This is a genomic window from Gordonia sp. BP-119 (assembly GCF_016924115.1).
GTDB classification, from domain to species: Bacteria; Actinomycetota; Actinomycetes; order Mycobacteriales; family Mycobacteriaceae; genus Gordonia; species Gordonia hongkongensis.
Genome location: NZ_JAFFZF010000007.1, coordinates 46,768 through 61,057, shown reverse-complemented (window position 1 = coordinate 61,057; position 14,290 = coordinate 46,768). Strand labels below are relative to the sequence as shown.

Below are 14,290 nucleotides of genomic sequence, written 5' to 3'. Positions count from 1 at the left end.
ACCCCCGTCGGCGACCTGCGCAATCGGGGGTGTGTACGGCGTCCTGTCACCGAGGCGCAGCACTAGTGTGACTCTCGTGACCGAAGCCGAACGAGCCGACCGGCCGCGCGACGTCCGGGACCTCGCGTCCATCGACCGGGCGAAGGTTCATCCGCAGGTACGCGCGGCGGCGGAGTGGGCGTGGCGGCTACTGCTCCTGGTCGCGGCCGCTTACGTCGCGACCAGGCTGTTCCGGGAGTTCGAGGAAGTCCTCGTGCCGGTCGCCCTCGCCATCCTGATCTCGGCGATGCTGGTTCCCGGGGTCGACGCACTCGACCGGCGCGGTCTGCCGCGTTCGCTGGCGGTGATCGTCAACCTCGTCGTCGCGATCGGGTTGCTCGCCGCCGTCATGACCTTCGTGGTCCGCGAGTTCATCGACGGTGTTCCCGAACTCGCCGAGCAGGTCACCGTGACCGTCGAGAAGACCAGGGAATGGCTCATCAACGGGCCGCTCGGGCTCGATCGCGACCAGGTGCGCAACTTCGGCACCGACACCCTCGACTTCATCCAGCACAACCAGGACCGTGTCACCAGCGGTGCGCTGGCCACCGCCACCACGGCCAGCGAGATCATCACCGGCGCCCTGCTGACGTTGTTCCTGTTGATCTTCTTCCTCTACGGCGGTGGTCAGATCTGGCAGTTCTCGGTCAAGCTCATCCCAGAAACCAATCGGAATCGGGTGTGGGAGGCGGGTATCGCCGGTTTCGGCACACTCGTCGGGTACGTCCGGGCGACCGTCGCGGTGGCCTTCGTCGACGCCTGCGGTATCGGGATCGGACTCGCCATCCTGCAAGTGCCCCTGGCGCTTCCGCTGGCCTCGCTGGTCTTCCTGGGCGCCTTCATCCCGATCGTCGGTGCCCTGGTCACCGGCACGCTGGCGGTGCTCGTCGCCCTGGTGACCCAGGGCTGGATCGCCGCGGTCGTCGCCCTCGCCATCGTCGTCGGTGTCATGCAGCTCGAAAGCCATGTGCTGCAACCGTTCCTGCTCGGTCGGTCGGTGCGCCTGCATCCGGTTGCGGTGGTGCTCGGGATCGCGGCCGGCCTGGTGTCGGCCGGCATCATCGGTGGTCTGCTCGCGGTGCCCCTGATCGCGTTCTTCAACACCGCGATCCGACGCCTGAAGGGGGACTCGACCGAGCCCGTGGACGGGCGCCCGGGGGTCGTCGCCGAGCCGGATTCACCGGCGTGGGACACCGACGACCCCGACGCCGCGGCCGAGACGCTCGCACACGAGGCCCCTGGCACCCCCTCGAAGGCCGGGAACCCAGGATCCGAACGCCCGGCGGATGGTCGCCGGGGCGAGGTCGAGACCGACCGCGGTGGCAGTGACCGGGACGGGGACGGCCGGGGCGCGGGAACGTGACGCGCCGGTGGCCGGGGCTCGAGGTCGGCCCGCCGGACCGGAACGCCGATCCGGATCGTCTGGCACGTGTCGTCGACGACGACCCGGTCGGTCCGCTGTGGCGGGGCGCCCAGATCTTCCGGCTGCTGTCCTATCTGTACGCACTCGGCTTCCACATCGCCGTCAACCCCGACCTCGACCGCGGCGGCGTCGCCTGGGTGCTCTTCGGCCTGCTCTCCGCGTGGACGCTGGTCAGCGGGATCGGCTACTTCGTCGGGTTCGCGCGCAACCGGGTGTGGGTCGGTGCCGAGGTGCTCGTCGTCTGCGCGCTGATGTGGTCGACGTCGTATGTCGCCGGCGCGGAGTGGGCGTGGAACAACCAGACCTGGCCGACGACGCTGTGGGCCACCAACGCGGTCATCTCGGTTGCGATCCTCACCGGCCCGGTCGGGGGGATCGTGTCGGGGCTGATCATCGGCGGCACCAGCACCTTCGTGAAAGGCGAACTGAACCTCGACTTCGGTAGGAATGCCACCATCATCGTCATCGTGGCGACCGGCATGGCGGTCGGGCTCGCGGCTGCGAACGCGCGTCGGGTCCAGGACCAGCTGTCCCGGGCGGCGCGGATCGCCGCGGCTGCCGAGGAACGCGAACGGCTCTCCCGTGAGGTGCACGACGGGGTACTCCAGGTGCTCGCGCTGATCGCGCGTCGCGGACGCGAGATCGGCGGCCCGACAGGTGAACTCGCCACCCTCGCGGCGGAGCAGGAGCGTACGCTGCGTCGGCTGATCTCCGACACGGACGAACCCGTCGCCGCCGATCCCGATGCGCACTGCAGCGTTGATCTCGCCGCCGCCCTGCGCGTCTTCGCCGACGCGCGGGTGTCGGTGAGTGCTCCCGCGGACCCGGTCATGGTGTCGGCGCAAAAGGGCGCGGAGATCCGCGCGGCGGTGGTCAACGCGCTCGACAACGTCGTGAACCACGCCGGTCCCGGTGCGCGCGCGTACATCCTGGTGGAGGATCTGGGGCGGGATGTCGTGGTGAGTGTGCGGGACGACGGGATCGGCATCCCGGACGGCCGGCTCGCCGAGGCGGTTGCGCAGGGACGCGTCGGGGTGTCGAAGTCCATCGTCGGGCGGATCGAATCCCTCGGCGGCACCGCGCGCGTCGACACCGAACCGGGTGCGGGTACGGAATGGGAGTTCACCGTCCCTCGGGACGAGAGCTGAACGGCGAAGGGGAGCATCAAGTATGAGTGCAGGCCGGAGTGACGAGGGGCGGGCGCCGCTGCGGATCATGGTCGTCGACGACCACCCGATCTGGCGAGAGGCGGTGGCCCGCGATCTCGCCGACGAGGGATTCGACGTCGTCGCCACCGCGGACGGCGTGGGCAGTGCCGGTCGACGTGCGGCCGCCGTCACCCCCGATGTGGTCCTGATGGACATGCAGCTGACCGACGGGACCGGTACGGAGGCGACGACGGCGGTCCTGGAGGTCTCGCCGAAGACCCGCATCCTCGTGCTGTCCGCATCGGGTGAGCGCGACGACGTTCTCGAGGCCGTGAAGGCCGGGGCCAGTGGCTATCTCGTCAAATCGTCGTCACGCGAAGAACTGGTGGACGCGGTCCGGGCGACCGCCGACGGCCAGGCGGTCTTCACCCCGGGTCTCGCGGGGCTGGTGCTGGGCGAGTACCGGCGCATGTCCCAGCAACCCGACGCCGCACCGGCCGCGCCCGCGCTCACCGAGCGTGAGACCGAGGTGCTGCGTCTGGTTGCAAAAGGACTGAGCGCCAAGCAGATCGCGCGGCGCCTCGACCTGAGTCACCGGACCGTCGAGAACCACGTCCAGGCCACCCTCCGCAAGCTCCAGCTCGGCAACCGCGTGGAACTGACCCGCTACGTGATCGAACACGGCCTGGACGAGGACTGAGTCCTCGGCCAGGCCGTGTTCGACGGTGGCGGGTGCCGCCGGGTCACTCGCTGACGGCGAGCCCCGAGGTCGTCAGCGAACCGCTCGCGGGCGCGTCTGCCGGTTTGGGTGACTTGACCAGCATCGTGGCCGCGGCACCGATGAGCGCGATCCCGGCGAAGAGATGGAACGCGGTGACCGAGGAGATCCCGGCGCCGATCAGCAGGCCGCCGATCACCGGACCGAAGATGCCGCCGAGTCGACCGAAGCCGGCGCACCAGGCCACGCCGGCAGCGCGTGCTTCGGTCGGGTAGAAGTTCGACACGAAACCGTAGATCAGGACCTGGGTGCCGATGGTGCCGGTACCGGCGACGGCGACCGCGGCCAGCAGCACCGGCAGCGGGAGGGACTGGGTCAGTCCGACGAGTGCGAACGTCGCCAGGCAGAACGACGACGCGACGACCTGCTGCGGTCCCCGGCGGTCGGCGAATCGCGCCGCGATGAGTCCGCCCACGATGGCGCCACCGTTGAGGACCAGCAGGAACGACAGCGAACCCTTCGCGTTGAAGCCGCTTTCCTTCATGATCTGCGGGAGCCAGGTGTTGAGACCATATGGCGTGTCCCCCGTGAACCGGTCCGGGTGGTTCTAGAGTCCTGATTGCCCTGTTGAGGGCGGAGAAGGGACGATAGGGATCATGGCGGGACGGAAGCGTCACTCGGCTGAGGACATCGTGCGCAAGTTGCGCCGAGCCGATGAACTGGCGGCCGAGGGCAAGAACGGCGAGGAGATCGCCGCCGACCTCGAGGTGTCGGCGGCCACCTTGTACAACTGGCGCCGCCAGTACGGCGGTATGGACGCTGATGCCGCCAAGGAACTCAAGGAGCTACGCGAGCAGAACGGCCGGCTCAAGCGCCTGCTCGCCGACGCCGAGTTGGAGAAAGACGCGCTGCGGGAGATCGCCAAGGGAAAATTCTGAGCCCGACCGCCAAACGCGTCGCGATCGACATGCTCAAAGACGTGAAGAACATGTCAGAACGTATGGCGTGCAGGGTTGTTGGGCTTTCACGGTCTACCTACCGGCGTCTGCCGTTGGCTCAGACACCGGCCGACCCGGACGCTGGTATGCGTGCACAGCTACGCACCTACGCCCGCAAGCACCCGCGACACGGGTTCCGGCGGGCGTGGGCGCACCTGCGGTTCGACGACGGTATCGAGGTGAACAAGAAGAAGGTGCATCGGCTGTGGACGGAGGAGGGCCTGCAGGTGCGCCGGGCGCCGCGGCGCAAACGAGCCGGGCAATCGTCAGTGCCGATCGTGGCGGCGGATGCGCCGAAGGTGGTGTGGGCATTGGACTTTCAGTTTGACTCGACCGTGGATGGCAAGAAGGTCAAGATCGCATCAATGGTCGATGAACACACCCGGATGTCGTTGCTCAACATCGTGGATCGCTCGATCACCGCCGACCGGTTGGTCGAGGAATTGGAGAAGACCTTCGCGATCTGGGGTGGCCCACCCATGGTGCTACGCATGGACAACGGCCCTGAGTTCATCTCAGAGGCGCTCCAGGCGTTCTGTGCAGGGTCGGTAGGCATCTCCTATATTCCGCCCGGCACGCCGTGGAACAACGGGTTCATCGAATCGTTCAACAACCGGCTTCGCGACGAGTGCCTGAACCGCAACTGCTGGCCCACCCTGCTCGAAGCTCGCGTGGTGATCGACGATTTCTAAAGACGACCACAACCACCGGCACCGCCACTCGGCGCTGGGCTACCAGACCCCGGCCGAGTACGCTGCCCGATGCACCCACCAGCACCACCCTGTGGGCTGCGAGATCGACTGACCGACAGCTAGAAGAAACTGGCTCTAGAACTGCCTGGACCGGCTATCGGGGACCTGCCACATAGGTCAGCAGCAGGCCGACGAAGCTCATCACGCCCAGCAGCAGGGTCGGACCGGCGAAGCGACGCGAGGCAAGGACCGCGAAATCGACCTTCTCGGCTGCGGCGGGTGCGGTGGTCGCGACCGGCCGAGCAGGGACGACGGGGATTCCGGTGCGCGCCGAGACCGCCTCCGTGTCGGCGAGACGACCGCGGGTGGCGAGCCATTGCGGCGACTCGGGCATCCGCAGCAGCGCGAGGGGCAGCAACGTGACGAGGGGCAGTGCGCCGACCCAGAACAGTCCGCGCCAGCCGACGTGGTCGGCGAGCACCATCGCCAGGATCGTGGCGAGCACGCCGCCGGCCGGAACACCGCTGTAGACGATGGCGTTGAACAGATTCTTCTTCGCGGGCGGCGCGAACTCGGCGACCATCGCGCCGGCGGTGGCGACCAGGCCGCCGATTCCGATGCCGGTCACGAACCGCAGGATGCCGAACGAGGTCAGATTGGTGGCGAGGGCTGTCGCACCCATGCCGACCGAGAACCAGATGATGTTGAACAGCATCATCCGTCGGCGACCGACCCGGTCACCGACCGCGCCGGCCAGCAGCGCGCCGATCATGACGCCGATGAGCGCGTAGGAACCCAGCGCCCCGGCGGTGGCGGGGGTGAGCTGACCGAGCTGGGTCGGGTCGTCGAGCAGGGTGGGTAGGACGGTGCCGTAGACGACGACGTCGTAGCCGTCGAACACGATGGCGATGGTCGCGAGTGCGACGACCCAGAGCACGCTCCTGCGATGCTCCGGTGATGTCCAGGTGGATGAGATCATGCGGGCCGTCCCTTCCGCGATGGTGTGCCGGGAGACATCCTGAGTGAGAAGTGGGGTCGGTCACATCGGAGATATGCCCAGAGCCGACCCATCCGGGATTGATCGTGACCGGTGATCAATCGAGCATGCGGAACGTACGGGTGGCTTCGACTCGGCTCGTCGCTGCGCTCCTCACCGGCTCAACCAGCGGAGGGGGGCTCGACCGGCGGAGGGTGTGGCCGCGAACGGGGGTCCGGCCGGTCACTTCTGTGAGCGACTCCGCTTCAGCAGTTCCTGGACGCTGATCTGGCCGTCGTCACCGGTTTCGTCGGAGCGGGCGTGCCGGTCGGTACGCGGACGACGGCGACGGTTCGACTCATCGGCCGGGCGATCCTGCTCACCCGAGGCGGGACCGGCGTCGGGCCGCGCGGCGGCCGGGGTCGCATCGGCGCTGATTCCGCGCTCCATCGGCGACGGGCCGTTGCTGCGACGACTCCGAGACGACGGGGTCGAGGTCTCCGGGCTGACCGAGGCGGCCAGGGGGCGACGACCGGTCTCGTCGAGGGCGGGCCGGCGTCCGAGCGGTGAGCGCTGGCCGGTCGGCTCCGGCGTCGGCCGGGCGGTTCCGGGATTCGGACGCCCGCCGGTCTCCGGCACCCGTGGTGGGGCGGACGGGGGAGTGACCGTCGGACGGTCCCCGTTCCCCGGGTGAGGTGCGGCGTCGCCGAGTCGGATGCCACCCTCGCCGAGGCTCCAGCCGCCGGTGTCGGGACGATCACCCTTCGACACGGTGGAGCGGCGGTAGGGCGTCGCGGGACGGCGTCCGGCCGGTTCGGGGGCCCGGGCACCGGGCACGGGCGTCGGTCCGACGCGCGCCGGCGGAGTGCGCGGCGGGGTCGGCGCAGTACCCGGGCGGCCGGTGGTGGTCGGCGGCGGACCCGAGGGGGACGGCGGAGTCGGGGTGGGCCCGGAACCGGTGCGCTGGTCGGGGGCCTGACCCGCCGGGCGGCCGTTGGTGAGCGGTCGGTCCGGGGCGGGCCGCGCCGGTGCGGCGGGGCGGCCGACGGCGGCCGGGACACGACCCCGGGCGGGAACCGCTCCGGCGGCGACCGGTTGTCTGCGTGCCGCGGCCATCACCGAGGTCGGCGCCTCGGCCACCACGGTGCCCGCACTCATCGGACGGGCGCCGGCACCGGCGTCGCGCTGTTCGTCGGGTTCGTCGTCGAGGACGGTCTCGCCGAGGCCGATCTTGCGCTGGACCACGCGCATCCACCGCGGTGCCCACCAGCAGTCGTCCCCGAGCAGCTTCATCACCGACGGGACGAGCAACATGCGGATCACCGTGGCGTCCAGGATCAGCGCGGCGATCATGCCGAACGCGATGTACTTCATCATCACGATCTCGGACAGGCTGAACGCGCCGGTGACCACGACCAGGATCGCGGCGGCCGCGGTGATGATGCCGCCGGTGTGCGCGGTGCCGCTGCGGATCGCCTCGGTGGTGCTCGCGCCCTTCTGTCTGGCCTCGACCATGCGGGAGAGCAGGAACACCTCGTAGTCGGTCGAGAGGCCGAACACGATGGCGATGATCAGCACGAGCACCGCTGCGAACAGCGGGCCCGGGGTGAAGTTGGCCAGCTCGGCGCCGTGACCGTCGACGAAGATCCACGTCAGGATGCCGAGCGTGGCACCGAGACCCAGGGCCGTCATGAGCGCGGCCTTGATCGGCAGGACGATCGAACCGAACTGCAGGAACATCAGCAGGCCGGTGATGAGGACGAGCATGACGGCCATCAGCGGGAGCCGCTGCATCAGCGCGTCGATCGAGTCCTGGGTGAGGGCCGGGGTACCCGAGACGTACATCGTGAGGCCCTCGGTGTCGATCGCGCGCAACTGCTCGATCGCCTGGGCGGCGGTGTTCCGGTCCTGGAGACCGGCCGACACCTGGTAGACGCCCACGTTCGGATACCGCTCGGCGTCGAAGGACCCGAAGTCGGACTTGTCGGCGTCGCTGAACTTGTTGGTGAAGCCGGGGACCGCGTCGGCGCGTTGCGCGATGGCGTCGAGCTTGTTCTGGTCGGCCTGGCTCGACTCGTCGTAGATGATGACGAGTTTGATGGCCTCGGTTCGCTCGCTCGGGAAGTATTCGTCGAACTTCTCCTGCGCGACCCGGTTGGGGTTGTCCGGCGGCAGGAACTTCTCGCTGATCCCGCCGAACTGGATGCTGCCGAACGGGATGATCAGCGCGAGCAACAGGAGCACGGTGGGAACCGCGGTCTTGACCGGGTGCTTCATCACCCACGTCGCGAGTCGGCCCCAGAAGCCGTTCTCGACTTCCTGGCTGGTCTTCATGCGACCGCTGAATCGGTTCTGGATGGCTGCGGCGCGCTCCTCGCCGGAGAAGCGCCGGGCCAGCGGAACGGCGGTGTACTTCATGACCGTGCTGATCGACAGCATGTTCACGCGGGGTCCGAGGATGCCCAGGATCGCCGGGAGGACGGTGATCGACAGGATCGCGGCGAGGGACACCGATGCGATCGCGCCGTAGGCGACGGATTTGAGGAACCCCTGCGGCATGATCAGCAGACACGCCAGGGCGGCGACGATGATCGTCGCGGAGAAGACCACCGTCTGACCGGCGGTCATCACGGTTCTTCGGACCGCGGCCTTGGTCGAATAACCCTCACCGAGTTCCTCGCGGAAACGCGACACGATGAACAGGCCGTAGTCGATCGCGATGCCGAGACCGATCAGCGTGACCACCGACTGCGCGAAGATGTTGAGCTCGGTGGTGAGCGCGAGGATCTTCATGATGCCCAGCGATCCGGCGATGGTCAGGCCACCGATCAGGACGGGCAGGCAGGCGGCGACGACGCCGCCGAACACGAAGAACAGCATGATCGCCACCAGCGGCAGCGCGAGGACCTCGGCGCGGTGGATGTCCTTGTCCATGCCCTCGGCCATCGATCCGGCGACCGGTTGCAGGCCGGCGAGTTCGAAGGTCGTACCGGGTAGATCGAAGCGTTCGGGGATGTCCTCGAAGAACGGTTCGATGGTCTTGTAGTTGTTGAGGACCGTCGTGTCGTCGTTGCCGGCGACGCCGATGCTGATGAAGGCGTGTCTGCCGTCCTCGGTGAACAGCCGCTCCTGCAGCGTGCTCTGCGCGGGCTGGACGAGGAACGGGTCGTACAGACCGGGATCGGCGCGTCCGACGATGTCGGGGTGCGTCGCGATGAGATCCTCGACGAACGTCTCGACCTTCGCGCCGAACGCCTTGTCGTCGACGCGGGTGCCCTCGGGTGGGGTGACCAGCAGGATGATGTCGGAGGTGTGGTCGCGCCCCAGCGCCTGGTCGGCGTAGCGCGCACCGGTGTCGGACTCCGACGTCGGATCGAACCAGCCGCTCTGACTGAGGTGCTTGCCGAGATCGAGACCGTACAGCCCGAGTCCGGCCATCATCGCGATGAGCACCGCGATGACGAGGAAGCGCATTCGGTAGACGAATGTGCCGATGAACCGGAACACGCGATGTCCTTTCGTGTACGACTGGTCGGGCAATCGGCGCCGTCGTCTCGGGGCGCCGGTGGCGATTCTGTCAGTTTCCCGAAAGATCCTGACAGTGTTGCCTGAGTGATCCCTGAGGCGTGGGCCTCGGGGTCATGCGCGGGCACACCCGCGTCGGCGTCGCATGCCGGGTCGCGGATCGCCGTCCGACGACCCCGGCAGGACCACGACGCCGCAGGTCAGCGCAGCAGTGCGCTGAGCGGGCGGAAGGGTGTGAGCCAGGCGCCCTCGTCGGGCAGGGAGTCCAGGCCGATGCGTGGCAGCGGCTCGCGGAACACGCCGGGGATGTCCTCGAGATCGATGAACTCCAGTTCTTCGGTGCTCAGTGCCCAGCTGGCGTGCTCACGGAACCCGATGACGGTGACGGGCACCCCGTCGCCGACCACCTCGAGCAGCGGTTCGCGGAATGCCTGGCCGTCGGCGGACGCCACGATCACGCCGGCTAGTCCAACAGTGTGCCTGCGAAGTTCGATGTGGTCGAGCATGTCGGAGTCGACATCGCTGTCGTCGGACAGCTTCGGCTTGGCGAACACGGCGAAACCGACATTACGGAGAGCGTCCACCCACGGCCGGACGACGTCGGCGCTACCAGGGGCGATGTTGGTGAACACGGTGGCCTCGGGCTCGACCGCGCCGCCTCCGTCGGTGAGAGCGGACACATCTGCGGTCCGCTGCAGCAGCCACCGGCCCAGGGCGTCGAACCGGGGACGGTGCGCGGCGGTGGGGCGTCCGCCGAGCAGGGCGCCGAGGCCCATGTCCATGTTGGGTGCGTCCCACACCAGCAGCATGCGGCGCGTCCCCGTCTGGCCGGAGATGGTGTCGGCGAAGCCGGTCGGGCTGTGGTCACTCATGGCGGGCTCCCGTCGGGGTGTCGCCGGTCGAGGTGGCCGGCGGGATGGGCCGCGTGTAGACGAACTCGCTGACGTAGCGGCCCTCGCGCTCCGCGCGTCCCTCGAACTTCGTCGTCGGCCGCTGCAGCGAGATCGGCGACTCCCGCGTCAACTGCACGACGTGGGGGCGGTCGGCGTCCTGGGTGGCGAGCGCCTCCGCGATCCACTCCGCATAACCGGCGTGATCGGTCGCGATGTGCAGCACCCCGCCCGGGACGAGCCGGTCCGCGATCAGTTCCAGTGTGCCGGTCTGGACGAAGCGTCGCTTGTGGTGACGCGATTTGGGCCACGGGTCGGGGAAGAACAGCCGCACACCGGTGAGGCTCGACGACGGGATGAGCTCGGTGAGGACGATGGCCGCGTCGCCGCGGATCAGGCGGACGTTGGTCAGGCCGTTGCGGTCGACGAGGCCGAGGAGCTGGGCCAGGCCCGGCTTGTAGACCTCGACGGCCACGACGTCGACATCCGGTTCGGCCTCGGCCATCGCGGCGGTCGAGATGCCGGTACCGCTGCCGATCTCGAGGACCTTCGGGGCCTCGCGTCCGAACAGTTCGGTGAGGTCGAGTTGCGGCTCGGGGACCCGCTCCGGTCCGATCTCGAGGTCGCGGCCCAGCACCGGCCACAGTGTCTCCCAGTTGCGCTGCTGACCGGTCGTCAGCGTGCCGCGGCGGAAGCGGAAGCTCGTCACGCGGGGGTACAACCGGGACCTGTCGGGGCTGTTGTTCACGCGTCCATCGTTGCGCATCGTGCCGTCTCGGCGAAGTCGCGGGGGAACGGCGGCCCGGACGGCAGCGGTGCGGACGCGGACCCGTCCGGCCCCGCGAGGGGATGTGGAGCTGTCTCCGCCGTTCGCCCGGATCCCGATTATTCTCGGCCCTGTCGCGGTTCACGTGCGCCGATGCCCGGGGTGGCGGTGCGGTGGACGCGGGTCGTGGGAGGCGCAGGGGTCGGATGGCGAGGAGGCTGCGGTGGGGGCACCGGTGAACGGTGGCCGGCGTGGCGTGCCCGCCGGGAGCGAGTTGTGGACGGCCGCCGAGCAGGGACGACTCGTCGACCTCGTCGACCCGGTGTCGCCGCTCGTGCCCGTCCTGGCCGGCGCGGGCCGGCGTTTCCTCCGTCCGTTGCACGTCCAGGTCGTCGGCCGGCCCGGGACCGGTCGGGACACGATGGCTCGTGCGCTGCGAGAACGACTGTCGCTCACCGTGATCGGGCCCGGTGAGGACGAGCAGGGGGCCGCTGACACCGATCTGTGGGTTCTGGTCCTGGCGGGACCGCCGCGGCGCGCCGACCGCGAACTCTTCGCGTCCCTCCCGGCCGACCGTGTGCTCGTGGTGCTCGGGAAGGCCGACACGCACGGCGACTGGGATGCTGCGGTCGAGGTCGCGGCGTCGTGTGCCGGGCGTCTGGACACGCCGGTGTACCCCGTCTCGCAGTTGCTGGCCTGCGCCGACCTCGACGACGCCGAATTCGCCGCGCTGGCGACGATGGCGGCCGCAGGCGTCGGCATGCCGTCGATGGCCGGCCGGTTCCTCGTGGGACGTCCGGGTTCCGACGAACGGCTGATGCGGCAGGGTTTGCTGCGCCGGCTCGACGCCTACGGCATCGACACCGCGCTCGCGCTCATCGAGTCCCGTTCCGCCGTGGCCGCGAACGCCGAGGCCCTGAGCCGGGCGCTCCGCGACGCCAGCGGCGTTCCTGATCTCGCTGGACCGATCGGGGAGCGAGTCGACCGGATTCGGCATTGGCGTGAGGTCGAGTTGCGCGCCCGGTTGGAGGAGGCGGCCGCGGCGGGCGTCGACCGCGCCGGTGCCGAGCGACTTCTGGCCGGGGCAGGAGCGGGCACATGACGGACACGGCACTCGCCGCCGCGCGGGAGCTGACCGGCTTCGACGCCGTCGGGGTCGACGCGGGCACCGACGTGCTGGTCGTCGGGACCGACGGAGTGGGCGTCCGCACGCTGGTCGAGGCCTGCCGGGCGCTCGCCCCGGACCTCGACATCGTCGCCCGCGGCGGGCGCTCGGGTGCGCCGGCCGGTGCGGCGGTCGTGGTCGTCGACCCGTCGTCGTCGGTCGGTGAGGAGGAACGTCTCCTCGTCGAGCAGATGCGCGCGCAGGTCGGGACCGTGGCGATCGTGTGCACGAAGATCGACGCGTTCTGGGAGTGGCCGCGGACCGTGCGCGCCCACCGGGCCGTCCTCGACCCGTTCGCGACGCTGCCGCTGTTCGGGGTGTCGTCGGTCGCGGCCCTCGAGGGTGCGGTGGACGAGTCGGGGATCGACGCCCTCGTGGAGTGGCTGCGTGAGACGACCGGCGCGCCGGGCGTGCTCCGCGCCGAGCGGGCAAGGCTCGCGGCGGGCCTCGGGGCGGTCGAGCACCTCCTCGGCGCGCCGACGAGCGGCGCCGACGAGGCGGCGTCCGCACAGGCTGCCGTCGACGATCTCCTGGCCACGCGTCGCGAACTGGTCGCCGCACGCGACCGCGGACGCCCGGACCGGTTGGCGGCGGTACGCGCCGGACTCGCGCGCGTCCGATCGCAGACGTCGGCGGAACTGCACGCCGGGGTGCGCGATCTGGCGGCGTCCGCCGCCGGCCACGCTCCCGCCGCGAATTCTGCGTACGGCGCCTGGGTCCGTACCGGGTGGGCCGCCCTCGCCGACGGCGTCCGTCGTCGCGCCGACGAGCGCGTCGACGCGGTCCGGTCGACCGCCCTGGTGGGCCTGGACGCGGAGCCGTCGGCCGACGAGAACTGGCCCGCGGTACCCCTCCACACCGAGCGGTCGAGCGGCCGGGCGCGGCGCGCGGGCGCCGAAGACGCGTTGGTGGTCGTCCTCGGGGCCTCGACCGGTCTGGGTGTGGGACGCCTCGTCGTCGCACCGATGGAGTCGGTCCAGACGTTGCAGTGGGTCAGCATGCCGCTCGCCCTGATCCTCGGAGTCGCGGTGGCGGCGTGGGTGATCCGTGTCCGGCGCAGTGCTGCGGAGCGTTCCGATCGCGAGGCGCGCACCGCAGAGCTTCTCGCCGAGGCGCGGGCGACGCTCGATCACCAGCTCGCGCTGCGCGTCACCGCGGCCGAGACCCGGATCGCCGGCCAGATCGCCCGGGCGCACGAACGCCGTAACCGAGAGGTGGCGGCCGACGTCGCGCGCCTCGACGAGGAGATCCGCCGACTGCGCAGCGGGGTCGGCGTCCGCGACGCTCGAACCCGTCGCGAGCGCGCGGCGGAGATCCGCCGTGAGTTGGTGGCGCGGTCGGAATCGCTCTGGGCGGACGCCTCCCGCACCGACGACCCGGGTGAGGAATCCGATGATCCGGCGGGACGTCGGGGTGACCGAGGGCATGACGACGGAACGGCCGGGGTCGCCCGGGCCGGCCACGACGACGGGAAGCAGTGATCTCGATGGACCCGATGTTCCCCGACGACCTTCCGGACCCGGCCCGCCCGGAGGAGGCCTCGCTGTTCGGCGCGGCCGAGGGCGCCGACCCGCACTCGGTCGACTCGGTGGCCGCACTGCACGAGACACCGGCGTCCGACGATCTCGACGATCACCTGTGGATGCACGACGACGGCCGGATCTGGGATCTCGGACCCGCCGAGGTGGACACCGACAATGACGGCATCAACGATTCGCTCACCCGCAACGGGCCCGACGGGTTTACGGTGTACACGGACAGCGATCGGGACGGGCAGGTCGACAAGATCACCGAGATCGGTGCGGACGGCGAGTTCCGTTCCGCGGTTCTCGACCCGGACACCGGCCAGTGGATCTCCGGCGGATCGGGACGAATCGGCTGACACGTGACCGGCGCCCGACCCGGTCTGCTCCGCGCCGAGACCGAGCGCGCGCGATCACCAGGGACTTT

General features: G+C 69.8%; 9 protein-coding genes and 3 pseudogenes. 7 read left to right on the top strand and 5 right to left on the bottom strand.

Features of this window, described 5'->3' with window-relative positions; genetic code table 11:
• Positions 1 to 76: 76 nt before the first annotated feature.
• From JW364_RS06355 to JW364_RS06345, 3 genes are read left to right on the top strand one after another with little or no spacing between them, the layout of a single operon-like run.
• Entirely contained in the window at positions 77 to 1,402 is a 1,326-nt protein-coding gene (locus JW364_RS06355) for an AI-2E family transporter (protein ID WP_165629439.1), read from the top strand.
• Positions 1,399 to 2,610, top strand: a complete 1,212-nt coding sequence (gene macS / locus JW364_RS06350; protein WP_205333638.1) for a MacS family sensor histidine kinase — start codon at positions 1,399 to 1,401, stop codon at positions 2,608 to 2,610. Before JW364_RS06355 ends, macS begins: the two co-directional genes overlap by 4 nt.
• 22 nt (positions 2,611 to 2,632) lie before the next feature.
• Positions 2,633 to 3,310: a response regulator transcription factor gene (locus JW364_RS06345; protein ID WP_058252243.1), complete on the top strand. Its 678-nt coding sequence runs from the start codon at positions 2,633 to 2,635 to the stop codon at positions 3,308 to 3,310.
• Between the two features lie 43 nt (positions 3,311 to 3,353).
• Here JW364_RS06345 and JW364_RS06340 read toward each other — a convergent pair.
• Positions 3,354 to 3,902 (bottom strand): annotated as a pseudogene (locus JW364_RS06340) (MFS transporter); the annotation flags it as partial.
• Between the two features lie 82 nt (positions 3,903 to 3,984).
• Here JW364_RS06340 and JW364_RS06335 point away from each other — a divergent pair.
• Positions 3,985 to 5,130: pseudogene (locus JW364_RS06335) on the top strand (IS3 family transposase).
• 60 nt (positions 5,131 to 5,190) lie between these two features.
• On the opposite strand, the pseudogene JW364_RS06330 reads toward JW364_RS06335, so the two are convergent.
• The 4 genes and pseudogenes from JW364_RS06330 to trmB form a co-directional block, all read right to left on the bottom strand.
• Positions 5,191 to 5,997 (bottom strand): annotated as a pseudogene (locus tag JW364_RS06330) (MFS transporter); the annotation flags it as partial.
• Between the two features lie 240 nt (positions 5,998 to 6,237).
• Positions 6,238 to 9,501 (bottom strand): MMPL family transporter, encoded by a 3,264-nt coding sequence (locus tag JW364_RS06325; protein ID WP_205334077.1) that lies wholly within the window; start codon positions 9,499 to 9,501, stop codon positions 6,238 to 6,240.
• A 218-nt stretch (positions 9,502 to 9,719) separates the two neighbouring features.
• Entirely contained in the window at positions 9,720 to 10,391 is a 672-nt protein-coding gene (locus JW364_RS06320; protein WP_058252241.1) for an NYN domain-containing protein, read from the bottom strand.
• Complete coding sequence (trmB, locus tag JW364_RS06315; RefSeq protein ID WP_058252240.1) at positions 10,384 to 11,175, bottom strand: tRNA (guanosine(46)-N7)-methyltransferase TrmB; 792 nt, start codon at positions 11,173 to 11,175, stop codon at positions 10,384 to 10,386. Before trmB ends, JW364_RS06320 begins: the two co-directional genes overlap by 8 nt.
• A gap of 223 nt (positions 11,176 to 11,398) precedes the next feature.
• Between trmB and JW364_RS06310 the strand changes: the two genes are divergently transcribed.
• From JW364_RS06310 to JW364_RS06300, 3 genes are read left to right on the top strand one after another with little or no spacing between them, the layout of a single operon-like run.
• On the top strand, positions 11,399 to 12,277 hold the full coding sequence (locus tag JW364_RS06310) for a hypothetical protein (RefSeq protein ID WP_137809619.1): 879 nt from the start codon (positions 11,399 to 11,401) through the stop codon (positions 12,275 to 12,277).
• Positions 12,274 to 13,821 (top strand): hypothetical protein, encoded by a 1,548-nt coding sequence (locus JW364_RS06305; protein WP_205334076.1) that lies wholly within the window; start codon positions 12,274 to 12,276, stop codon positions 13,819 to 13,821. Before JW364_RS06310 ends, JW364_RS06305 begins: the two co-directional genes overlap by 4 nt.
• A gap of 5 nt (positions 13,822 to 13,826) precedes the next feature.
• On the top strand, positions 13,827 to 14,222 hold the full coding sequence (locus tag JW364_RS06300) for a DUF6802 family protein (RefSeq protein ID WP_065630444.1): 396 nt from the start codon (positions 13,827 to 13,829) through the stop codon (positions 14,220 to 14,222).
• The last annotated feature ends 68 nt before the right edge of the window (positions 14,223 to 14,290 follow it).